At 56.4% G+C, this 23,544-nt stretch carries 19 protein-coding genes, 3 tRNA genes and 1 pseudogene; 11 read left to right on the top strand and 12 right to left on the bottom strand.

Going from position 1 to position 23,544, the window contains the following annotated elements:
- The 6 genes from IKP20_01310 to IKP20_01335 form a co-directional block, all read right to left on the bottom strand.
- Window positions 1-1,191, bottom strand: a 1,191-nt coding sequence (locus IKP20_01310; protein ID MBR4503610.1) for an Hsp70 family protein, incomplete at its 3' end; no start/stop codon positions are given.
- Window positions 1,192-1,211: 20 nt separating this feature from the next.
- Window positions 1,212-1,775: a nucleotide exchange factor GrpE gene (locus IKP20_01315; protein ID MBR4503611.1), complete on the bottom strand. Its 564-nt coding sequence runs from the start codon at window positions 1,773-1,775 to the stop codon at window positions 1,212-1,214.
- Between the two features lie 1,177 nt (window positions 1,776-2,952).
- Window positions 2,953-5,034, bottom strand: a complete 2,082-nt coding sequence (locus IKP20_01320) for a PH domain-containing protein (protein MBR4503612.1) — start codon at window positions 5,032-5,034, stop codon at window positions 2,953-2,955.
- The gene (locus tag IKP20_01325) at window positions 5,031-5,519 is read right to left on the bottom strand and encodes a PH domain-containing protein (GenBank protein ID MBR4503613.1); all 489 of its coding nucleotides are present in this window, start codon (window positions 5,517-5,519) and stop codon (window positions 5,031-5,033) included. Before IKP20_01325 ends, IKP20_01320 begins: the two co-directional genes overlap by 4 nt.
- A 77-nt stretch (window positions 5,520-5,596) precedes the next feature.
- Entirely contained in the window at window positions 5,597-5,884 is a 288-nt protein-coding gene (locus tag IKP20_01330; protein ID MBR4503614.1) for a hypothetical protein, read from the bottom strand.
- An 86-nt stretch (window positions 5,885-5,970) separates the two neighbouring features.
- On the bottom strand, window positions 5,971-8,154 hold the full coding sequence (locus tag IKP20_01335) for a glutamine synthetase III (protein MBR4503615.1): 2,184 nt from the start codon (window positions 8,152-8,154) through the stop codon (window positions 5,971-5,973).
- Window positions 8,155-8,560: 406 nt separating this feature from the next.
- On the opposite strand from IKP20_01335, the gene IKP20_01340 reads away from it, so the two are divergent.
- The 7 genes and pseudogenes from IKP20_01340 (at window position 8,561) to IKP20_01370 (ending at window position 14,777) form a co-directional block, all read left to right on the top strand.
- A complete protein-coding gene (locus tag IKP20_01340; protein MBR4503616.1) occupies window positions 8,561-9,505 on the top strand; it encodes a hypothetical protein in 945 nt (314 codons plus the stop codon).
- A gap of 49 nt (window positions 9,506-9,554) precedes the next feature.
- Complete coding sequence (locus IKP20_01345) at window positions 9,555-11,096, top strand: hypothetical protein (GenBank protein MBR4503617.1); 1,542 nt, start codon at window positions 9,555-9,557, stop codon at window positions 11,094-11,096.
- Window positions 11,097-11,112: 16 nt separating this feature from the next.
- Window positions 11,113-11,463, top strand: a complete 351-nt coding sequence (locus tag IKP20_01350) for a hypothetical protein (GenBank protein ID MBR4503618.1) — start codon at window positions 11,113-11,115, stop codon at window positions 11,461-11,463.
- Window positions 11,464-11,467: 4 nt separating this feature from the next.
- Window positions 11,468-12,016 carry a hypothetical protein gene (locus IKP20_01355; GenBank protein ID MBR4503619.1) on the top strand — a complete coding sequence of 183 codons (549 nt, stop codon included), beginning with the start codon at window positions 11,468-11,470 and terminating at the stop codon, window positions 12,014-12,016.
- Complete coding sequence (locus tag IKP20_01360; protein MBR4503620.1) at window positions 12,016-13,218, top strand: SPFH domain-containing protein; 1,203 nt, start codon at window positions 12,016-12,018, stop codon at window positions 13,216-13,218. The genes IKP20_01355 and IKP20_01360 overlap by 1 nt, the downstream gene beginning before the upstream one ends.
- 547 nt (window positions 13,219-13,765) lie before the next feature.
- Window positions 13,766-14,287, top strand: coding sequence for an adenine phosphoribosyltransferase (locus tag IKP20_01365; GenBank protein ID MBR4503621.1), 522 nt, complete (start codon window positions 13,766-13,768; stop codon window positions 14,285-14,287).
- 1 nt (window position 14,288) lies between these two features.
- A pseudogene (locus tag IKP20_01370) lies at window positions 14,289-14,777 on the top strand (YbhB/YbcL family Raf kinase inhibitor-like protein).
- 33 nt (window positions 14,778-14,810) lie between these two features.
- Here IKP20_01370 and IKP20_01375 read toward each other — a convergent pair.
- Window positions 14,811-14,884, bottom strand: a tRNA-Arg gene (locus tag IKP20_01375).
- An 85-nt stretch (window positions 14,885-14,969) separates the two neighbouring features.
- On the opposite strand from IKP20_01375, the gene hypE reads away from it, so the two are divergent.
- Together hypE and IKP20_01385 are read left to right on the top strand one after the other, a co-directional pair.
- Window positions 14,970-16,016, top strand: a complete 1,047-nt coding sequence (gene hypE, locus IKP20_01380; GenBank protein MBR4503622.1) for a hydrogenase expression/formation protein HypE — start codon at window positions 14,970-14,972, stop codon at window positions 16,014-16,016.
- Between the two features lie 81 nt (window positions 16,017-16,097).
- Window positions 16,098-17,045: a DUF1015 family protein gene (locus IKP20_01385; GenBank protein ID MBR4503623.1), complete on the top strand. Its 948-nt coding sequence runs from the start codon at window positions 16,098-16,100 to the stop codon at window positions 17,043-17,045.
- 41 nt (window positions 17,046-17,086) lie between these two features.
- Here the strand turns inward: IKP20_01385 and IKP20_01390 are convergent.
- Window positions 17,087-17,161 (bottom strand) — tRNA-Thr (locus IKP20_01390).
- 309 nt (window positions 17,162-17,470) lie between these two features.
- On the opposite strand from IKP20_01390, the gene IKP20_01395 reads away from it, so the two are divergent.
- Complete coding sequence (locus tag IKP20_01395; protein MBR4503624.1) at window positions 17,471-19,408, top strand: NFACT family protein; 1,938 nt, start codon at window positions 17,471-17,473, stop codon at window positions 19,406-19,408.
- A gap of 48 nt (window positions 19,409-19,456) precedes the next feature.
- Here the strand turns inward: IKP20_01395 and IKP20_01400 are convergent.
- The 4 genes from IKP20_01400 to IKP20_01415 all read right to left on the bottom strand — a co-directional run bounded on the left by IKP20_01400 (window position 19,457) and on the right by IKP20_01415 (window position 21,233).
- A tRNA-Arg gene (locus IKP20_01400) sits at window positions 19,457-19,533 on the bottom strand.
- A 36-nt stretch (window positions 19,534-19,569) separates the two neighbouring features.
- Window positions 19,570-19,770, bottom strand: coding sequence for a 30S ribosomal protein S17e (locus IKP20_01405; GenBank protein ID MBR4503625.1), 201 nt, complete (start codon window positions 19,768-19,770; stop codon window positions 19,570-19,572).
- A 96-nt stretch (window positions 19,771-19,866) separates the two neighbouring features.
- Window positions 19,867-20,523: an FAD-dependent thymidylate synthase gene (locus IKP20_01410; GenBank protein ID MBR4503626.1), complete on the bottom strand. Its 657-nt coding sequence runs from the start codon at window positions 20,521-20,523 to the stop codon at window positions 19,867-19,869.
- The gene (locus IKP20_01415; GenBank protein MBR4503627.1) at window positions 20,520-21,233 is read right to left on the bottom strand and encodes a TraB/GumN family protein; all 714 of its coding nucleotides are present in this window, start codon (window positions 21,231-21,233) and stop codon (window positions 20,520-20,522) included. The genes IKP20_01410 and IKP20_01415 overlap by 4 nt, the downstream gene beginning before the upstream one ends.
- 354 nt (window positions 21,234-21,587) lie before the next feature.
- Between IKP20_01415 and IKP20_01420 the strand changes: the two genes are divergently transcribed.
- Window positions 21,588-22,145 carry a TATA-box-binding protein gene (locus IKP20_01420; protein ID MBR4503628.1) on the top strand — a complete coding sequence of 186 codons (558 nt, stop codon included), beginning with the start codon at window positions 21,588-21,590 and terminating at the stop codon, window positions 22,143-22,145.
- The last annotated feature ends 1,399 nt before the right edge of the window (window positions 22,146-23,544 follow it).

The raw sequence follows: 23,544 nt of genomic DNA on the forward strand, positions 1-23,544 counted from the left end.
CTTGGTGGGGATCGTGGTGTTCCTGTCGATCAGCTTGGTGGAGACCCCTCCGAGGGTCTCGATGCCGAGGGACAGAGGGGTGACATCGAGCAGGAGGACGTCCTTGACCTCTCCGGCCAGGACCGCTCCCTGGACGGCCGCTCCCATGGAGACGCACTCCATCGGGTCGATTCCGCGCTGGATCTTGGGCCCGACGATGCTCTCGACGAAGCTCTGGACGATGGGCATCCTGGTGGGTCCGCCGACCATGATGATCTTGTCGATCTTGTCGTTGGAAAGGTGCGCGTCGGAGATCGCCTGGGTGATGGACTGCCTGCACCTGGAGACGATGGGCTCCACGAGCTCCTCGAGCTTGGCGCGGGTGAGGGTCTGGATCAGATGCTTGGGCCCGGACGCGTCGGCGGAGATGTAGGGGAGGTTGATCTCGATCTGCATGGTGTTGGACAGCTCGATCTTGGCCTTCTCGCAGGCCTCCCTGACCCTCCAGAACGCCATGTTGTCCTTGTAGAGGTCGATTCCGGTCTCCTTCTGGAACTCTCCGATGACGTACTTGGTGATGGCCTCGTCCATATCGGATCCTCCCAGCTGTGTGTCTCCGGAGGTGGACAGGACCTCGAACACTCCGTCGCTGAAGTCCATGATGGTGACATCGAGGGTTCCTCCTCCGAGGTCGAACACGAGGATCTTCTGCTCCACGTCGGACTTGTCAAGCCCGTAGGCGAGCGCGGCCGCGGTAGGCTCGTTGATTATACGGACGACGTCCAGGCCTGCGATGGCCCCGGCGTCCTTGGTGGCCTGCCTCTGGTTGTCGTCGAAGTATGCGGGGACGGTGATGACCGCCTTCTCGACGGGCTCGGCAAGGAAGGATTCGGCGTCCTTCTTGATCTTCTGGAGAATGAACGCGGAGATCTGCTGGGGGGTGTACTCCTTCCCGAGGGCGGTGACCTTCTCGCTGGTTCCCATCTTCCTCTTGACGTTCTTGATGGTCCCGTCGGGGTTGCTGACGGCCTGCCTTCTCGCGGGCTCTCCGACCAGAAGCTGCCCGTCTTTAGTGAATGCTACGTATGAGGGGAACGATTTCCCTCCTACGCTGGTTCCTTCGGCGCTGGGGATCATGGTGGGTTTTCCGCCTTCCATGATGGACGCGGCCGAGTTGCTCGTTCCGAGATCGATTCCGATGATTCTTGACATGTTCTCTCACCTCGCGGCATTTAAGATGTTTTCTTTGTGACTACTACTTTGCTGAATCTGATGACCTTTCCGTTCAGGGAGTATCCTTTCTGGAATACCTCCGCGATCTTCCCGTCCTCTTCCCCTTCGATGGCGGCGAGGGCTTCATGGTAGTTCGGATCGAAATCCCCCTCGGCGGGGATCTCCTTCAGGCCGTTTGCCTCCAGGATCTTCATCAGATTCGCTCTGACTCCCCTTATTCCGATGACGAAATCGTTTTCCTCTTTGACGTACGAGAGCGCGCGATCCAGGTCGTCCACGACTGTCAGCATATCCTTGACTATGGAGGAGCATGCGTACTTCTTGAATTCCGCATTGTCGCGCTCGGTTCTCTTGCGGTAATTGTCGAAATCAGCCTGCAACCTTCTGGCCATTCCCAAGTACTGCTCGGCCTTGGCCTCCGCTTCAGCCAGAGGATTCTTGGCCTCCGGCTTCTCTTCGGCGGGATCGCTTTCGGCAGGCTTCTCCTCGGCCTCGATGGGCTCAGAGATCTCTTCGCCTTCCTCGGCCTTCTCCTCGTCCTTGCGTTTAGACTTGACAGTCATGAGTGTCGCCTCTTTTAATAGTCAGATAAGTGGCCGGGACAGACTTCCCCATCCCGGCATAGGTTTCGAGCTTGATCAGTCATCCATGTCGGGGATGTCTTGGGGTCCGGGGCCGGCAGCTCCTCCGCGGGCCGCGATGACGTCGTCGATCCTGAGGATCATGACCGCCGCATCGGTGGCGGAGTTTATGGCCTGCTTTCCGATTCTGTAGGGCTCGATGACGTTGAGAGCCGCCATGTCCTCGACCTTGCCGGTGTAGGGGTTGAATCCCGCGTACTTGTTGCCGGCCTTGTGCTGCTTCCTCATCTCGATGACGGTGTCGATGGGGTCGCGCCCGGCGTTCTCGGCGAGAGTGGAGGGGATGATCTCCATGGCAGAGGCGAAAGCCTCGATGGCGATCTGGGCCCTTCCGCCGACGGAAGCAGCGTAATCGCGGAGCTGCATGGCGATCTCCATGGCGGTGGATCCTCCGCCGGTGACCATCATGCCATCCTCGATGGCGACCTTGACGACGGACCAGGCGTCGACGAGGGATCTCTCGACCTCATCCGCGACGTGGTTGGTTCCTCCCCTGACGAGGATGGAGACGGTCTTGGGGTCTTTGACGCCGGTGATGAAGGTCATGTCCTCGTCCTCGACTTTCTTGAGCTCGACTTTCTCGGCGTATCCGAGGTCTGAGGCGTCCAGCTCCATGATCTTGTTGACGATGCTGGCTCCGGTGGATCTTCCGAGCCTCTCCATGTCGGATTTCTTGACGCGCCTGCAGGCGTAGATGCCGGCTTTGGCGAAGAAGTGCTGGGCGAGATCGTCGATGCCTTTCTGGCAGAAGACGACGTTGGCTCCGGCGGCCTTCACTTTCTCGACCATCTCCCTGAGCATGTTCTCTTCTTCGGCGACGAACGCTGCGATCTGGTTGGGGTCGGTGATCTGGATCTTGGCGTCGATCTCGGTCTTCTTGACCTCGAAGGCGGCGTCTACCAGAGCGATCTTGGCCTTCTCGACGACCTTGGGCATCGACTGCTGGACGGGCTCCTTGTCGATGATGAGACCTTTGACGACGTAGGATTCGTCCATCTTGGCCCCGGCCTTCTTGACGGTCTGGATATTCTTGAGGTCGACGGTGTATTTCCCGTCCGCGCCCTTGTCCGCGACGGTCTTGACGGCATCGACGACCATGTCAGCGAAGTATTTCCTGGATCCGCCGACGGATTTGGAGATCATGGCGGTCTGGGCGATCAGATTGAGCTGCTCCTCGTCGTCGATGGAGACTTTCTTGGAGATGTTCTTCAGAACTTCCTGGGCCTTGTCGTTGGCGAGCCTGTATCCGTTGGCGATGATGGTGGGGTGGACGTTGGCGTCGATCAGGTCGGTGGCCTTCTTGAGAAGCTCCCCTGCGAGGATGACGGAAGAAGTGGTTCCGTCTCCGACCTCCGAGTCCTGGGTCTTTGCGACCTCGACGAGCATCTTGGCTGCGGGGTGCTGGACGTCCATCTCTTTGAGTATGGTCACTCCGTCGTTGGTGATGACCACATCTCCCATGGAATCGACGAGCATCTTGTCCATTCCCCTGGGCCCAAGGCTGCTCCTGACAGCGTCGGCGATAGCCTTGGCCGCGGTGATGTTGTTGAACTGGGCGTCTTTGCCCCTCTCTCTTCTCGTTCCTTCCTTGAGGATGATGACGGGTGTATTTCCCATTCCCATATTGACTGCCTCCAAATATTCCATACTTGGAATTCTGAACGGTTAAAGTTTGTTCTTCTATATAAATATAGTTGATTGTAGCAGTCGCTAGGAAAGGGAGGGGATGCCCCGGCTGACATCGCTGGAAACGCTTGAAATCGTACCTTCCATCCTTAATCCTGGCCAGCACCTCGGACGCGATCCCTTCCAACTCTTCGGCCGGAAACACGCCCGATGTCACGGAAGAGACGCCCGCGGTGGACAGCATTCCGATCCTGCACCTCGCCGCGCCGGCCCTCCTCTGTATGGGAGTAGACATGACGTCCGCGAACTGGATCTTGTCCATGAGGATGTAATTCACGGTGCGGTCGTAGGCGCCGGTGACCATCATGACTATGTTCCCGTCGCTTGCGAACCTGCGGGTTCTGTAGGCCATGACGGCCCAGAAGGCGCATAATGCGATCGCCACCGCCAGCGCGATCCAAACCGCAGAACGGTATTCCGCCGGGATCCCCTTGGAAATTCCGTATGCCGCGAGGCAGGACGCCGAGATGGCGATGGCGGACCAGAAGCACAGACCGACGGCGGAGACCCTCTCCTGCCCTATCCTCTCCCCGGCGCACTCGAACTCCGGGAGAAGGCTGTGGAGCAGATCCATAGCTACCTTCTTAGGCTTCAGCGGGCAGAGGATTGGGATGCCTTTGCTGTTGGCGGTCCCGACGACCTCCACCTCGAGTATGACCCTGCCCATGAGGCGGCATAGCAGAGGCTCGCGCACCTTGACATAGTTGACTTTGGACAGCATGAACGCGTCCTCTCTGGTGCTGAAGAATCCGGAGGACACCGATACCGCGTCCCCGGAGCGGGTGATGCGATATCTGTAGAGCCTGAAGAAGCTGGTGACTGCCGGAAGAAGGAAATCCAATATGAACAGGATGGTCGTGAAGAACGTTATGGATCCGCCGTAAACGAATGAGCCCACGGAATAGGCCAGCATGAACATGCCGAGGCCGAACTGCCCGCTGGACATCCCGAAAACTGAATGCAGGAGTATATCCCACACGCTCACGTGCACCAAGGATTCCGGTTCCGCCTCTTCGATGGGTTCCTCGCTGACGGGCACGGCTCTGCCGAATATGCGCGCGTCCATGTCCCTGCGGAGTTTCTCGGCCTCATCCTTCCTCAGGACTATGAAAGCCTCCGCCGAGGATGCGTTCACGCTGGAATTGAGGTTGAAGGAGAGTTTGGTCGCGCCCAGGATGCGGCATACCGCGTCCCTCTCCACGTTCACCGAGGCCAGCCTGTCATACTGTATGCGCGTCTCGGAGCGGATTATCGTGGAACGCTTCACGACCAGCTCGTCATCCAGGAAATAATATTTCGTCCTCTTCCAGACGATGATGTTCACGGCCAGCAATAATCCCACCATCAATGCGACCATGAGCAGATAGAGATCGAAATGGAACTCGTTCCCCATCCCGAGCGTGATCAGCAATACGATCGCGATGGCCACCAAAGACTTCACGGTGTTCGAGGCGACCATCGACCAATGGTTCCGGAGGAATGGGGGCTCGGTCATGACCTGGCCCTCAGCATCGCGACGATCCTCTCGTTCAGATTGGACGCTATGCGCTCGGCGACTTCCTCCTCCAGATAATCTATGGACACTACGCCTCCGGCTGTGGTGACAGTGACCCCGGCGAGGCCGTATCTCCTGAGGATCGGCCCTCTGCGGACGTCGACCTGATGGATCCTCTCCACCGGCACCAGGATATGGGAATGGATGATGACCCCCTTGCGGATCTCGATGCAGTCCTCGTCCATGCGGTACCGATAATGGCGGTAGAAGATCGGCGGGCTGAGGAGAAGGTACGCCGACAAAGCTATGACGATCGCAAGCGAGATCGCCAAAGCGTATGGGAACCATTGTGTGCCCCTCAGGAAAAAAGTCGGGGCCCCGACGATAGCGACGCACGCGAGCAGCGTTATGCAGTTGCCCAGATACATCGCATTCTTCGATACGGGGTTCAGCATCCTGAACTCCGCCAAGCTCTCGCCATCCATGGGGCTCACTGTCGGCAGTCGATGATAACCCTTTGCTTATGTTTCCATAAAGGGACGGATCGCCCGCGCCACATGGATCACAGACTCTCGATGACGTCTGACCAAGACTTCAGCTCTTTGAAAGTAGGGAAATCCTGCCTGTCGGTGGCCATGAAAACGCTGTCGCAGTAGTTGGATATCATGATCAGCCGCTCGCCTTTGCCGGCATCGATCAGCCCCTTTTCCACGCCCTTCCTGATGAGCGGGTCAAGCGGGCCCACGACCTTCTCCTCGCCCAGGATCGCCTTGAGCTTGCGTTCCATCCTATTCCTGTACTGGAAGGCCGACAGATAGGCCTTAGACGTATTGAAATAGACCTCATCCATGGATTATGCATCCAATGCGGTTTACTTTAAGCTACCGCCATTTGGATGGATAAGAATCGCCCCCGATTCTGAGGGCGGGATAGTGCTCAGCGGATGAACAGAAGCTCCCTGTACTTCGGCAGGGGCCACATCTGATCGTCGACTATCATCTCGAGGGCATCCACGTGCTCCCTGACCATGTCCAGATAGGGCACGATCCTGTCCTGGAATGCTATCGCCTTGGCGCGCTCCTCCTCGATGGCGGCGATATCGTCGACATATGCCTCCATCTCTTCCGCGAGGCTTCTGGCTTTGCTTATATGGCATGCGATGTCCTTGATTATCTTGATCTCCCCGGAGGCGACCTCGCCGAATTCCTTCCCCTCGAAGATGTCCTTCATCTTGGAGACGTTGTCGAGGAGCACCGACTGGTATCTGGTGGCCACCGGCAGTATGTGGTTGGCCGTCAGATCGGCGAGGACCCTGGCTTCGATCTCGATCTTTTTGCTGTATATCTCCCAGCTGATCTCGCTCCTGGCGTTGAGTTCGGACTCGGTCATCACGCCGGTGTCGCGGTAAATCTCCACCGTACGGGGATCGTTCAGGATATCGTAGGACAGCGGCACGCTGGTTCCGCAGTCCAGACCGCGCCTGGCGGCTTCGGCCTTCCATTCCTCGGAATATCCGTTGCCTTCGAAGCATATCTTCTGGGATGCCCGGTACGTCTCCCTGGTCTCATCCAGAAGAGCTTTCATCATCGGGGTGCCGGAAGCGACCCTCCTGTCGACGCCCTCTTTGTACCTCTTGAGCTGATAGGCTACGATGGTGTTCAGCACAGAGACGGAGCTGGAGCAGTTGGCGGACGACCCCACAGCCCTGAGCTCGAACCTGTTCCCGGTGAAGGCGAAGGGCGACGTCCTGTTCCTGTCGGTGTTGTCCATGAACAGGTCGGGGATCTGCGGGATGCCCAGGCTGTAGCCTTCCCTCCCTTTGAGCTTGACCATGTCCCTGGAGCTGAGGAGCTCGTTGAAGGCCTCGGTAACCTGCTCACCCAAAAACGACGATATGATCGCCGGAGGAGCCTCGTTGGCGCCCAGCCTGTATGCGTTGGAAGCGGTGAGCACGCTCGATTTCAGAAGGGCGTTGTTGTCGTAAACCGCCTTCAGCACGTTGGCCATGAACGTGAGGAACCTGAGGTTCTCCAGATCGGTCTTGCCAGGGGAGAGCAGCCCTATCCCGGATTCTGTTCCGAGGGACCAGTTGCAGTGCTTCCCGCTGCCGTTGACCCCGGCGAAAGGCTTCTCGTGGAGGAGAACCTTGAACCCATGCCTGTCCGCCACCGACCTCATCAGAGACATCAGAAGCAGGTTGTGGTCTATGGCGATGTTCGCCTGCTCATACACGGGAGCCATCTCGAACTGGTTCGGAGCCACCTCGTTGTGCCTGGTCTTTATCGGTATGCCGAGCTTGTAGCATTCGAACTCCAGATCCTTCATGAACTCCAGGACCCTGGCGGGGATCGACCCGAAGTAGTGGTCCTCGAGCTGCTGGTTCCTCGCCGAAGCATGCCCGATGAGAGTCCTCTCGGCCATTATCAGGTCGGGACGCTCGGCGTAAAGGGAAGCGTCCACCAGAAAATACTCCTGCTCCCATCCCAGATAAGAGAACACGCGGTCGTTCTCTATGCCGAAATATTTCAGCAGATCCGAGGCGGCGGAAGCCACGGCGACCTCCGACTTGAGCAGGGGAGTCTTGTAATCGAGGGCTTCTTTGGTGTAAGATATGAAAACCGTGGGAATGCAGAGGCGGTCCCCCATCACGAAAGCCGGGGACGAGGGGTCCCACGCAGTATATCCCCTGGCCTCGAATGTGTTCCTGAGGCCTCCGTTGGGGAAGGAGGAAGCGTCGGATTCCTGCTGGCACAGCACTTTCCCGGTGAAGATCTCTATGGATTCCCCCTTTCCGTATGGCTCGGCGAAGGAATCGTGCTTCTCAGCGGTCCCGCCGGTGAGAGGCTGGAACCAATGGGTGTAATGGGTGGCGCCTTTGTCCTGGGCCCAGCGCTTCATGCCGGCCGCGACCTGCTCGGCGACTTCCCTGTCGAGGGTAACGCCCTGCTCTATGGATTCGTAAACTCTCTGCCTGATGTCGGAGGACAGATACTTCCTCATGTTCCTCCTGTCGAAGACGTTGCATCCATAGTAGTCTGAGGTGACCGGCGCCGGGGGCTCCGCGCATACCGCTTCTTTGGCGAATGCCTCACCGACCGCTCTGAACCTGCTGTTTGCCATGCTTCCCCCGTTGACTTGCTCAATAATAAATGTTTCGAGAGAAAAAAGATAAAACAATAATTATAAGTTTTCATATTAGATAAATATCTAATAATATTAGAATTTTTAGACAAACATCTAATTGTTGACAATTATTTGGAACTTATTGGAATTGTGCCGGAACACCGGCCGTACCGACGTTCGCAGCATCGGCCCGGCGGAGGATCTGGTTCCGCGCCTATCTGAAACCTTATAAAGGTCTGGATGCGACCTGCCGATCCGCGCCCCTTTCAGAAGCCCGTCCGCAGCCCTTGAGACGATGATATCGGGCGCGAATTCGATTGGAAGCCGGCAAAAAGACCTTCCCATTAACTTTCTTTGGACTTTGTTTTTAGTATGACAATGCTATACACCCCCCAGTGATAAGATGGCATTCAAACTGTTCAAAGACGGAAATGACCGTTACGAGGAAGGAAACGAATACATCAAGCGCGGAGATTTCAGCAAAGCCCGCAGCAGCCTCCAGAAATCGCTCGAAAAAGAGGGCGGAGCGGACGACGTCGCAGCGGTTCAGATCGCTCTCATCGACATGATGGGAAACCTCGACAACCCCAACGTGTACGCGAACCTCCTCAAGAACCTCAAATCCCTGAAATCCAGCGAATTCGATTTCGGACTCACCCACGTCTACCGCGACCCGCTCATAACGGAGACCGAGCTCACCTATAGGAAGATCGGGCTCATGAACCAGAGGGCCCAGAAGAAAGATCTGGAAGCGGTCTCCGCCAACCTCCAGACTCTTGCCCAAGAGTTCCAGGGACAGATCGGTGACCAGCACCTGATCATCCAGGAGATCTTCAACAACGACACCACCGTCACCGGGACCTCCGAATTCTTCAACCTCATGGCTGTCTCCTACGAGGCTCTGTCCGATTCGGTCGTATGGGCGAACCCTTCCCAAGCGGCTGAGTACGAGCAGATCGCCATGGGGTACCGCCAGCAGAACGGCCAGAGCGGGAGCGCCAACGACGCCAGGGTGAGAGCATACAGCAACACCTGCAGATGCTGGGTCTGCGGAAGGAGCGCATCGGGAGAGGGAATACACTTCTACTCCGCCCCGGCCGACATATCCCCCGCGCTCGCCAACGAAAGCAGCGCCGAGGGAACCAACAAAAACAGGGCGGAAGACAACAAGCACATCTACATATGCCGCGCTTGCTACTCATCGATATCCAACCGCGCCGACGAAATCGCGTACGGATACCACCAGAAATCCATGGCTGAGATGCGCGCGATGGAAGCGAGGATCCAGGCCCAGATCGCGGCGCTCGAAAGAGAGATCTCAACCGTAAGGATGATGTCTAGGAGCTGATTCGGGCATAGGAGCGAAATACGGACGAACAGAGTGGAGGTCGAAAAGAATGGATGAATTGGTCGAGCTGAGATGCAAATACTGCGGGGCGCCGCTGGACGAGAAGGACCTCAAATCCGATTCCCCTTACGTGAAATGCCAGTGCTGCGGAACAAGCCAGCAGCGCGTGGACGCCAAAGCGTACATGGATCAGATGATGGGGGAGATCAAATCCTGGATAAGCAAAGCGGTCCCCGGCGGGTTCTCCCTTACGCAGACGGAGAACGTGGACCCGATAGCCAGGTACAACATCTACATCAACAACGTCAAGCCCATGGTGGAGCCGGAGATCAGAGAATTCCGCTTGGACATGAATTCCCTCATAAGCTCCCCGCTGATCGTCCTCCCGTTCACCAAAGGGGAGGCCGCGAAGCCCAAGCACAGCTCCAACCACGCTTTCGAATTCCAGGCCAAGCTCAAGAGCATCGAGCCCCTGGCCATAGACAACGACAACAAAGGGAAGATCGTCGAGGCAGAGAACATCGCTGCGACCTACGCCCTTCTGGTCAACAATTCCAAGCTGGTGACAGACACCACCCCGGGAAGGTTCGTGCTGATGGCGAACAACTTCAAGCAGGCCGCCGATATGATGTCCAAATGCAAAGGCTACGAGCCTTTCGTGGACAGGCTCAACGCTTTGGAGCAGATAGCCATAGCATCCGACTACGTGCTGAACGGCAACGCCCTGGATTGCACAGTCAAAGCCGAGAAGGGAATAAAATCCCTCGAGCAGGCCAAACAGAACATCTTCAAGAGCCCGACTATGGCGGTCATGATCCGCGCCGTGGACGTGGAGATAGCCCAGTCCAAGACCCTTCTCCACATCACGGAAATGGCGAACGGGACCTCCGCCGACCCCTTGGAGCTGCTCAACCTTCTGAACCGCATAAGCAGCCTGCAATACCCCAACAACCCGGAGTGGAACTACCTCCTGGACAAGAAAGAGAGGGACGCCGAGATGTTCGCCCAGGTCGAGAGCATAATGGCAGCCAGGAATTCCGGTTCCATGCTCATATGCGCCGGAGGAGGGGATCTGCTCTATCCGTTCTGGGATGTCGACCTCAAATACAGCTTCACAACCGGCGCGCTCTTCTCCAAGAAAAGCGTCGAAGTCACCGAAGACCTGCTGGTGCCCGCGACCTTCACCGTATCCTCGACAGCGCTGACGAACCCGCGCAGCGGACTCACGGACATCTTCGCGGCGGCCCCCGAAGCCTCCATACTGACGAAGATAAAAGGCCAAGAGAACAGCATCAGCGGCGGCGCCGGCATAGGCGTGCTCGCCAATTCCGCCGCCAACAACTCCCCCGGGTCGAGAAAGATAGTCGTCCCGCTCAGCACCAAGACCGAGGCCACAAAGCTCGTTGAGGAGTATCTCAAACAATGCTCCGGAACCCATTCCAAACTGAAGCTCAGCAAACCGATCGTCAAGAGGCTGATATACATCCCATGCAGCGCGGAAGGGAAGAACGTGAAGCTCCCCAGCGCGTTCGGAGGGCTGGAGCCGAAAGTAGTCGGCAGCCTCGGAACAGGAAACATAGTCATAATCTGAAGTGGTTAAAATGGCCATGAACAACAGAACATGGGCGGCGATGTCCGCTGCGGCACTCCTGCTTTCGATAGTGACAGGGATAGTGCTGTACGTATTCACAGGGGATGCGTTCAACGTCCTTTGGGCGGTGCTCATCATCTTCGGGCTGTACCTTGGCATCACTTCCCTGTTCAGAAACGGGGAGGGCGAGGGCTTCGGGCCTTCGTCCGGAGATGTGACCCTTGTCGGAGGAATAATACTGGCCGGCATCGGGGCATGCGGCATCATCCAAAGCTGCATCCATAACGTACTCATAACCGTAGCCGCATTCATTGCGATAGTAGCTATCACAGGAATCGCAATGGCATTGAAGAACAGGAACAAGTGATAATATGGCAGAACTTAACACGACAGTAACAGACAAAATGAAAGGGGATCAGAGCCTCTTCGAGAAGATCAAGCTCTATATTCCCGGATACAAAGGATACAAAGAGAAGAACCTCCGCAGGGACGCCGACAGGGCTGTCAGGCAGGAGCTTTCCCGCGCCATCCACGGGACCAAGGCGGACCTCGCCGAGATCCAGAAAGGCGTCACCAACGACTTCGACATGCTGATGGATGTCGAGAGGATCAGAACGAAGGTCGACAAATACGACATCGACATCAAGAAAGCGGTCAACGGATACTCCGCTTGGCACGACTCCGTCAAAATCCTCGAGGCAGACCTCGACAGGGTCATGGAATGGGACGCCAAGATCCTGGAGGACATCCAGGCCATGAGGGAAGCCACCGAGAGGCTTCTCGAGATGGTGGACGACGGCAGCATCACCAAGAGAGACCTCCGCAAATACGAGAGGTGCATAGACGACATGCTCGAGGATTACAACCAGAGGGAAGCCGTGATGAAAGGCTTCGAAGCCGACGACGGAGGCAGCATCTGATGGCCACCAACACAAACGTAGTCACCTGGCAGAACCAGGGGCCTGACGACATCATATACACCTGCGAGCACGACGACCTGAGGACCCTGACGTCCGTGACCGTCCCCGAGCACGCCGTCGCCCTGTTCATCAGAGACGGGCAGCTCCTCGGCGTTCTGGACCCCGGAAGGCATGTGCTCTCCACGACCAACATCCCCTGGCTCACCAAGCTGTACAACGTCCTGCTTGGTTACAAGGAGACCCCGTTCAAAGCCCAGATCATCTTCATCTCGCTGAAGATGTTCAACGGAAGATGGGGAATCCGCGGGATGATCAAAGCCGCTCAGGACTATGAGGTCCCCATCACCCTGATGGCGAACGGAGACTTCCAGTTCCGCATATCCGATGTGGCCGTGTTCTTCACGCAGGTCATCGGAGGGCAGCACACGTACACCACCGGCGACGTCAACGCCTTCATGAAGAGCTTCATCAACGAGCAGATAACCCAGCAGCTCACGTCCCAGTTCTACATGGACGTCTATGGGAACCTCGAGAAGGCCTCCACGACCACCAAGGTCAAGATCGAGCAGTACTTCACCCAGAGGGGTATCGAGCTCCTCTCCCTGAAGATCGCCGAGCTCAGGACCACCGAAGAGGATCAGGAGAAGATCTTCCAGTACCTCCAGTTCAGCAGCAAGAACGGAGAACAGTTCAAGAAATACGAGGTGATGGACAGAATGGCCGACGCCATCGGGAACTCCGAAGGAGGAGCCGCGATCGGAACCGGTATGCTCCTCTTCCCGCAGATGTACCAGCAGATGATGGGGCCGAACCAGCAACAGCAGCAGCCCCAGCAGCCTCAGGTCCAGCAGATGCTGTGCCCCTTCTGCGGAACCCCCAACAACTACCCGTACAGGTACTGCAGCCACTGCGGCCAGCCCGCGCCCGGGATGCAGCCCATGGGAGGATATCCCCCGCAGGGCGGCCCGATGCCCGGCTACGGAATGCCTGGATACGGCCAGATGCCGCCGCAGGGCCAGCCGGGAATGCCCCCGCAAGGCGCTCCTCAGGGAGCCCCGCAGGGAGCGCCCCAGCAGGGCGGAGCGGCCCAGAACGCCGGCGCCGCACCCAAATACAACAGCTGCCCTTACTGCGGAAAGGACATCTCCGGGCTTCCCAAGACGCCCAAGTTCTGCCCGTACTGCAGCGAACAGCTCTATTGAAACCTCAAAACTGGCCTGGCTGCGGCCGGGCCTCCCTACTTTTTCTTCCGATGGATTCCTCATGGGATCCCGATATTTTGCGCCGAGAAAAATGCGGAAAACGAATTTCTACCGTTCCCGCCGATAGGACGCATTTGCTTGCGAGAATAAATAGATAACCATATTCTTTTACGAATATCGTAATATTACTACTAATACTTGCATGATTGATCATTTTAACTTCGAAATACGTCAACAAATCATTATAAATAGTAGAAACACGTACTTACACTCAAGGAGGCAAGAACCGATCGGCAAAAGACAAGTGGCTTGGATCTGCGGCGAGAACGGACCGCAAGGAAACGGGAAGCACGGCAAAAGATTGCCGAGTGGCGTTTGTCCCCCAGACGTTTCCGCATGATCCGTTCGCAAGACTCGACGGATGACCGCGACAAACGTATTACCCTGAAAGGGGCGGGAAAGTTGGACCGGCTTTTTTCCGACAGCCGGCCCTTGATGGCTGTTGAATCTGACAACAGTTTAATCGTCCCATGCGGATACATATCCCATGGAACTGAAAGATTACGTGACCACGATCCCCGATTTCCCCAGACCAGGGATAATGTTCAGGGACATCACCACCATCGTCAGCAGCCCGGACGGGCTCAAGCTGGCGATCGACCAGATGATCGACTCCCTGAAAGGCCTGGACTTCGACCTCATCGCAGGCTCGGAATCCCGCGGATTCGTTTTCGGAACCCCTGTGGCCTATGCTTTGGGCAAAGGGTTCATTCTCGTCCGCAAGAAAGGGAAGCTCCCCAGAGAGACCATATCTGAAGAATACGACCTTGAATACGGCACTGCGACCCTGGAGATGCACAAGGACGCCGTGAAGCCCGGCCAGAAAGTCGTCATAATCGACGATCTGATCGCCACCGGAGGCACCACGGAGGCCATGATCAAGATGATCGAGCGCCTGGGCGGAGAGGTCGTGAAAATCTGCTTCGTCATGGAATTGGCCGGATTGGGCGGAAGGAAGAAGCTCAGCGGATACGACGTCGTATCGCTGATATCATACGAGGGGAACTGAAATGAAAGTAACAAGCGAAGGCATAGACGAGAACGGATTCTTCCTCGACAAATACGGGTCCAAAGGCTCTGATTTCATAAAGAAGATGCCGTCCCTGTCGTTCCCATTCAAAATCGAGGACGCCCCCGAAGGGACGGCCAGCTTCGCGTTCGTGTTCGACGACTACGACGCGGTTGAGGTCTCCGGATTCGACTGGATCCATTGGATAGGGGTCGGCCTGAAGAAATGCGAAGTGGAAGAGGGCGCATCCCGCAGCGACAACGATTTCATCGAAGGGCGCAACAGCTGGTGCGGAGCGTTTAACAAGTTCCCGATCGAAAAGGCCACTGGATACGGCGGAATGGCCCCTCCGAACAAGACCCACAGATATACCCTCAAAGTCTTCGCCTTGGACTGCGACCTCAAACTTGAGAAAGGATTCCCTATCGGAGACCTGGTCTTCGGGATTATGGGGCATATCCTGGACTATGCCGTTCTCGTGGGGAAATACTCCCCGAAAAAGCGAAGCAAACGAATTCCTCAGCGGCCCTGCCGGGATTTGAACCCGAGTTGTTGGTTCCGAAGTCCAACAGGATATCCATGCTACCCCACAGGGCCCAACCCCTTTAAAGTATGCCCGATATAAAATTGTGGCATCAAGATGATAGCAATTCCTTTATCGGGATTGCTTGATTACGACGGCATGTCGAAAGTGATCATGAACCACGGCGCCGGCGGGGAACTTATGCAGGAGTTCCTGGCTAAGCACATAACCAACCATTTCCCCAAGATGGATGCCGAAGTCCCCCTGGACTCCATGGACGATTCAGCCGTCATAGGCGACGTGGTGTTCACTATCGACGGGCACACCGTGAAGCCCCTTTTCTTCCCCGGAGGAGACATCGGAAAGATCTCGGTCGCCGGGACTGTCAACGACATATCCGTCATGGGCGCCGCGCCGCTGGCTCTGGGATGCTCCGCCATAATAGAGGAAGGCCTGGAAATCGACGTCGTAGACAGGGTCATGGACAGCATGGGAAAGACCGCCGCCGGATGCGGGGTTCCCATCGCGACCGGAGACACCAAAGTCGTCGAATCCGGGGCGGTGGACCAGATGGTCCTGTCGACTTCCGCCGTCGGGAAGAGATCCGCATATCTCGACTCCAACCTGGCCAAAGCGGCCGAATACAGGGAAGTGAAGAACAGATGGTGCACCGACTCGTCTGTTAGGCCCGGGGACGCCATAATCGTGTCCGGATATGTGGGAGACCACGGCGTAGCGCTGCTTTCATTCCGCGAAGGATACGGGTTCGAAAGCGAGGTTGAGAGCGATGTGGCACCTCTGAACGGCATGATCGCCGAGGGCCTGAAAGCCGGAGGCATCGTCGCCATGAAAGACCCGACCCGCGGAGGCCTGGCCAACACGCTCAACGAATGGTGCTCCAAATCCCACATAGGCATGGAGATCGATTATGCCGACATCCCCCTGAGGGAGGGCGTCGTCAGCGCCTGCGACCTGCTGGGCATAGACCCGCTCAGCATAGGGAACGAAGGGAAGGCCGTCATCGCCGTCGTCCCTGAGATGGCCGACGAAGTCCTCAGAGCCATCAGAAAGACTCCTGAAGGCAGGAACGCATCCATAATAGGGAAGGCAGTCGACGGAGTGGAAAGAGTGGTCATGAGGACCGAGATCGGCGGGAGAAGGATACTCGAAGCCCCCGCCGGAGACCCCGTCCCCAGGATCTGCTGATCAATACCCCGGGAAACCGGGGCCTATTTTCTTTTCGATCCAGGCGCGCACATAAAATAACCGCATGGCTTTCACGCCCGCATGGCAGAATTCAGGCCTTTCCCAGGGCTCAGACCGAAAAACCCAGAAGATAAAGACAGTCTAGCCCAAGACGGCGATTCCTTCTATCTGCTCCGGCAGGAGACTGCCCACGGCATCCGCACGGCGATAATAGGGGCGCTGAAAGCCGAGAAATATTCCGCCGGAAACGCGATCCAGATGGACGGCGCCTCCCTGAAAGAGAGGAATGCCGCTTCCAAAGCCATCAGAGATGCGGGATTCCAAAGCGAGCCGGTGGTTTGCATATCCGAGCCTCTGGGCGAGTTTCTGGCCGACCTGGAGGGGGAAGAGATGGAGGGGACCTGCCTGCGGAGAATGTCCGATCCCGACCAAACCAAAAGGGTTGCTGAGATTCTGGGGAGCAAGAGATTCATTGTGGCCTCTGGCGCTGCAAACTACGAATCTGCCATGGAAGCCAGATCCTTCGTTCTGGCCGCATTGATACCTTCCGACGACCCTGGCCTGAACATCCGCGCAGCCCACAGATTCTTGGATACAGGCAGCATCTCCGAGAAAAACGCCATAAAAGGCATCTCGAAATCCATGGCCCTGACGGAAACCTCGGTCAATGAGATGGAAAAAGGCCTCCCCGACCATATGATGGGTCTGATCTTCAAATCAGGGGCGTGCTATTTCGCCGATCTGCAAACGGAATCGGCCGCGTTTATGCTGGGCTCTTATGCGGCTCAAGAGAAGATTTTCAAAGCCGTGTACAAATCGGACGAAGGGAAGGGGATAATCTCCTATGCGGACTGTATGGAGCAGGCCATCCAAGCGATGGCAGAAAAAAAGCATGACTTAGCTGTTCTCCTGAACGCGCCCAAGCCCGAAGACCTCTGGGAAGCGGCATCGTCTGGCAGACGCATACCCGTGAGAACGGCGGAATTCCCTCCTGCAATCCCATCCGATCTGATTCGCCTCAAAATATGAGTGAGCAAAAGCAGCGCTCATGAGAAAGAACAGAAGAAGAGTGGAGCCGCTGATGGGAATTGGACCCACGACCTACGCCTTACCAAGGCGTCGCTATACCCCTTAGCCACAGCGGCATTTGTAAGCAGGGCTATAATCAACTGATTTATAAATTTATCTGCAAAAACGCATTTAGCCACATTGTCCAGAATCCTGAGATGCGGCCCGATTGTCTGGGACGAAATACATCGGCAGGCCAAATAAAATCAATCGGAAATTATGGTCGACTTACCGATATTTCCGAAAGTTATCTCATGAAGTTCCTATGCGACTGCAACAGCTTGATTTCTGAGCGGAAGGCGCGTCCCGACGCTTCTGCGAGAGCTCGGCCGAAGGCATGGCCAATCGCGAAAACTCTTATCACATCCTGCGCGATAAGGTCGGGCATGAAGAAAGAGATGAGTTCCTTTGACGTCCGCTCCATCGTCACGGAAATCTCCGGGATCGAGGGGGCGCATATGGACAAGATATTCCACTGGGGCGCCAAGAACGTCCTTTTCCGCCTTAACGTCCAGGGCGAGGGAAAGAGGGAGCTCTTCTTCAAAGATGGGAAATGGCTCTACAGCCCGTCAGTGAAGCCGGAGACGCCCACGATGCCCACTTCGTTCGCGTCTTTTCTGAGGAAATACATCGACAACGCCCGCGTCGGGAAAGTCAGGCAGATAGGCTTCGACAGGGCCATAGAATTGGAGCTGGCCAAATCCGACGGGGACTACAAACTGGTATTCGAGATGTTCGGCGGAGGCAACGTGCTCCTCATCAAAGACGGGGTCATCCTCAACTGCCTTATCCAGAAGACCTGGAAAGACCGCTCTGTGCGCCCGGGATCGGAATATGTGGTGCCGAAATCCAGGTTCGACCCTACCGGATCGTCGGAGGAGGAATTCGTTGCAGCCTTCCGCTCCTCGGATTCGGATGCCGTCAGGACGCTGGCCACTTCCGCGAACCTCGGAGGGCAATACGCAGAGGAAGTCTGCAAGCGCATCGGAATCGACAAATCCACTCCCGCAAAAGACGTGGAAGATGGGCAGATTTCGAAGATGTATGAGGCCATGAAAGGCATCATGGGGTACGCCATGGAATCCCCGGAGCCCACTGCCTATCTCAAAGACGGGAAGATAGAGGATTTCGCCCCGATGAAGCTGGAGTCCCGCTCGGATCTCGAGAGCAGAAGCTATCCGACCATGTCCGCGATGATCCACGATTTCATGCTCCAGATAGCGGACGAAGAGGAGGAAGCCTACGTCGACCCCGAGATTGAGAAGCTCAGAAGAAGGATCGCCAAGCAGGAGGAGACCATCGCGGAATACACCGAAGCTGAGAGCGAGCTACGCAGGAAGGCGGAATCCATCTACACGGATTACCAGAAGACCAGCGAGCTGCTGGCGGTGCTCAGCGAGCAATCCAAGAAGCTGCCTTGGGACAAGCTCGAAGCCGGAGCCATGAGGATCCCGTTCGTGGAATCCATTGATCCCTCCAAGAACAGAGTGGTCGCGAAACTCGGCGATGAATCCGTGGAATTGGACTACACCAAAGGGATAGACGCCAACGCATCGGACCTCTACCAAAAGGCGAAAGACATCAGCGACAAGGCCGGCGGAGCCAAAGAAGCGCTGGAAGAGAGCAAGACCATATTGGCCAGGGCTCAGAAGCACATCGACAAGGCCAAAGCGGCGGCCGCAGGCAAAGCCGAGCCCACCAAACAATTCTGGTTCGAGAGGTACAAGTGGCTCATCACCCCCGGAGGGAAGCTGGTCATCGCCGGAAGGGACACCCACACCAACGACGCCATCGTCAAGAAGCATCTCAAAGAGAACGACGTCTATGCCCACGCCGACGTGCATGGGGCGCCGTCCGTAATCCTGAAAGATGGGGCATCCGCTTCGGAGGAGGACCTGAGATGCACCTGCCATTTCGCCATAGCACAGTCCAAAGCCTGGGTGGCCGCTGTTGCGGAGGGAAGCGCTTTCTGGGTGTATCCCGACCAGGTGAGCAAGACGCCCAACCCAGGAGAATTCGTGCCGAGAGGGGCGTTCATCATCCGCGGGAAGAGGAACTACGAGTACCATCTCCCGATGACGCTGACCATCGGCGAGGTTTACTATCAGGGAGCCAGAAAGGTCATGTGCGGCCCTTCGGAATGCTTCGCTGGATGCGGGAAATACGTGGAGATCGTCCCTGGGAGAGGGAAAACCGGGCGCAGATCCAACGAAATAGCGAAGATGTTCGATGTCCCGGAGGAAGAGGTATCAAGAATCCTGCCGCCGGGGGACGTGGAAATCTCCAAAGAGGTATTCCCCAAAGACGCTCCGGAAGAGGAATGAAAAACATGCCGGGGAATTCTCTCCGGCTTCTTATGATAACCTGGAATATGGTGCCCGCGCCGGGATTCGAACCCGGGTCAGGAGATCCGCAATCTCACAGGATATCCAAGCTACCCCACGCGGGCGAAGTGCGGAAACCACAAGGGTTTAAGGCGTTTGGCTCATGCCTCAGGGCGAGACAGGTAGCGGGAGATGTATCCTGCGATCCTGTTCCTCATAGTCACCGATGAGACATCAGTGAGAGCGCTGACCATTTCTTTGTTGCCCTCAAAATCCTTGCTGAAAGCCTGAGGATACTTGTTGACAAGCTCAATGGCGACTCTCTTGATGTAGGTGGGTCTTATTCTTCCCATATCTTTCACCGAGTAATCCAGCGTATGAGCGTGCCATATTTAAAACTAGTTGTCTCTGAATTCAGGAATTTTTCTGCTGGGATAAGCGCTTCGGAAAGCTCGATCTCAGCTGCGCCTGGGCTTCCCGCAGGACAGCTTACCCTCTGGGCACGGCCCCCTCATGCACGGCGGACCTGCATCGCTGAATATCGCGGGAGAGACTTCCACGCAAAGCGCAAGCATTTTCTCGGCCATCTCGCGGATCTCCCATTGGGCACGCCCGCAGCACCTCAGCGAGAAGAAATGGAGCAGCTCGCGCGCGTTCATGGTGACGACGATGTTGGTGGTGCACCCGTTAGGCAGCAAGTATCTAGCATCCTCCGCTGGCACACCCATCTCCTCCAATGCGCGATAGGCTTCCCATATCCTGTCCATGGTTTCGTCGAAGATCTTCGAGGCATCCGGATTGTTTTCGACCGTATGGGGCCTCACATAGGACGGATCCTTCAGAGAAACGTACCTCTGGCTCTGCTGCGAGAACGACGCTATCCTATGCCTGACCAGCTGATGCGTCAGAGCGCGGGAGACGCCTTCCACCGAGAACGTGAACGTGGCGTGCTCCACCACCGAATGGTGCCCCATGCCGACGACTTTGGACAGTATCCTCTCCGAATCGATGCCTCCCATTATCTCCGAGGCGGGCTTGGAGGAATAGCATGAATTCCCGGCGGCGGCGCATATGGCGTCCGCATTGGGCGTATAAGCTAGCAGTTCGACTTTCATCTCTCCGTGTCTCCGTTGTAAACCATTTTGCGCACTTCATTCAGACGGTCGTGATCCATCAGATCTTCCAGACGGATCTTCCTGACCATCGGATCCTTCAGCATGGAGCAGATGCCCTCGACATGCCCGTCGCCGACCACCACGACCATGTTGGAATACTTCTCTGAGGCTTTGTTTATCTGATCGGCCATGTGGACGTTCCTCTCGTCTATGAGCTTCCTGACCAATGTGGGATATCTGCGGCGCATAGACTCCATGTATGCGTCCTCGTCCGCGGCGAACCTCTTCTGAGCGGTCTCGGCGCTGCGGCTGCCGATCAGGCTGTCGCGTATTCCGGAGAGTCTGTAGCGGGCCTTCTCGGATACGGACATCTCCTCCCATATCTGCTTCAGCGTCTCTTCGGCTTCCGTATCGATGGGTATGATATCTGCGCCTTCCAATTTTCCCATCTGGATTGCCGCGAGGAATTCGCCGCCGACCTTGTTCCCGTACTGTTTCGATACTTTCTGCTGGTACTTCGAATTCTGGCGGTAAATCGGCGAAGCTTTTCCGTCTTTGGGGAATTCCTCGCCGCTTTGGACGCGCATCAGATAATTGTAGCGCTTCACGTCCAGCTCTATAAGAACAGCATCAGGCCATGTGTGATGCACGATGAAGGCCACAGGCTCGGCCAGATTGAAGACGTGCCCAGTACCGATAATCGTGATCATGGTCGAGGGGGTAATGAGCATCCCAATTAATAATAGCGCCAGAGCCGCGGCCGGGGATGCGGGCCTCGATTATGCTTGAAGCCGCAGGAGCCGAATGATCGCGTCCATTGTCGGTTCCGCCGGATTGCAACCCAACTATTCCGGTCTTCCGCGCCATTGTTTCAGCATCGGCGCATCCGCGGACCGTGCCATAAGGACGGAACAAGGGACGGATGGCAGTCTCGGGCGGCATCGGACCAATATGCTAGAATGAATGCTCCGATGTTTTCCTTTGGGTTAGATTCGTTAGGATTCTGTTCTTTTTGAGCCGTCATAGTTATCTGCGCACTGCACAATGACATTCGGGGAGCCGTTATGGGCGTAAGAATGGGTATAGAGAACATTTCCGCTGTGATCGATACGGGTTCGCCCATCGACCTCGACCGCGTTCATTCCTGCTTCGGCAACGCCAAGATGCACGCACAAAAAGCCAAAATGATCTCATACCGCATCAGAAAGCCCAAAGCGTTCGTAGAGATTTTCGCATCCGGAAAGATAACCATGTCCGGCCTCGTCACCATGGATGAGGTTAAATCAGCCGGGGCCGCAGTCCTGAGGGATCTTGAGCCGGCAGGCGTCATTCCGCCTGAAGATCCGGAACCCAGAATATACAACATGGTCGCCTCCGGGGATGCGGGAGCCTCTCTGGATCTTCCGGATCTGCTTCTGAATCTGGGGACTGACAGAGCGGAATACGAACCGGAGCAGTTCCCCGGGCTCATTTATAGGATGGACGACCCGCAGGTAACCGTGCTGCTGTTCAGCTCCGGCCGGATGGTCTGCACCGGGAGCCCGGACCCTGCTGAAATATCCCGGGCGGCCGACATCATCTTCGGTAAGCTGCAGGAAATCCTCCGGACGAAGACGGCCTGACCCTCGCACACGGCGCATCAGGAAGCTGCCGACATCTGGAACATCCATTCCCAAGCCGCGGAACACGCGTTCTTGATCCGGGCTGAGATTGGTTATCGTGAACTTCCCGTCGATCCAGCAGCCTTTGATCGATGAGACGATGGAGATCGCATCCAGATAGTTGACTTCGTCCGCCAGTTCCGAATCGGACAGTCTGCGTATCAGAGACAGCTTCATGATGTGCGAAAAAAAATCTCCCATCAGAGAGGCTATGGCGGCTTCGTTGGAGGGGAAAAGCGTCGCCCCTCCCTGGAGATCCGTGCGGAAAATGGAAAGATCCTGATCGTACCTGTGGGCATACAGGGACATCTCTATTATTTCTTTCAGACTATAGTCCGTGTTGGTTATTATGAGTTCCCGGCCCAGCATCTGGTCGTGCAGCAGTATCTCGTCGCGTCTGCGCTCGGTTCTCACATAACCGTCATCCCCCTCGGTCAGATCCAGCAGATCCAATAGCGGAGAATCCCCGAACATCAGGCGCAGACGGTCATCCAAATCGTCGTTCCAGCGCATGCGGGACACCGCTTCCTCGACATCGCTCAGCGACTTGTAAAAGGACAGCACCTGATCCTCGTGGGCTTTGGAATCCTGCACTATATACACCGTGCACCGGCTGACCAGGAACATGCGCTCCGTCCTGAAGAAACGGTACAGGGAACCGTTGATGAACTCCGTTTCGTAATCGGCCAGATGCATGTGCCCGGAGATTTCGTCTCTTCCCAGCGGAGAATCGGCCCCTACATGCAGGATCGTCCCGAACCCGGAGCTGATATACGAAGGGACCTCGGATTCTGTGCATCCGGAGATGCGGAGATTGAACACCGTGCGGGTTATTCCCATAGATCTCAGATCCTCGAACATGCTGTCCAGGCTGCTTCTGTCCACGCCCTCGTAATTGGCCAGCTTGAAAAAGAACGGCAGACCGCTGCCGGAATCCACGGCTGTGAACTCAGTCTTATGAGGGAAGTCGTTGAAACTGAACCGGCTCCTGGTCCCATATAATCTGTAGAAATGTATGGGCTCCCGCAGAATCTCGGAGTTGAACACCATGGCTTCGTCCCCTCTGCGGAGAGCCCTGAACAGTTCGTCCCTCCTGCCATACACCGTCTTCAGGAGATTCAGATAGCCGTCCAGAGTCAGCAGGCGGGAATCGAGAGGGATGCCGAAGTAATCCGGCACGACGGAGTTTTTGACCGCGAAAGACGACTGGGTGGGAGGGCAGCTTCTGGTGCAGCGGACCGCAGAGTAAGGAAACAGAATCTTGGCCGCATCCGACCCGTATACGTCGCATAGCGCTTTCCAAAGCCCGCAATCGCAGGCTATGCGGTACAGAAGATAATACTCGCCGAGATCCTTCGAT

Source organism: Candidatus Methanomethylophilaceae archaeon, assembly GCA_017524805.1.
GTDB lineage: Archaea > Thermoplasmatota > Thermoplasmata > Methanomassiliicoccales > Methanomethylophilaceae > Methanoprimaticola.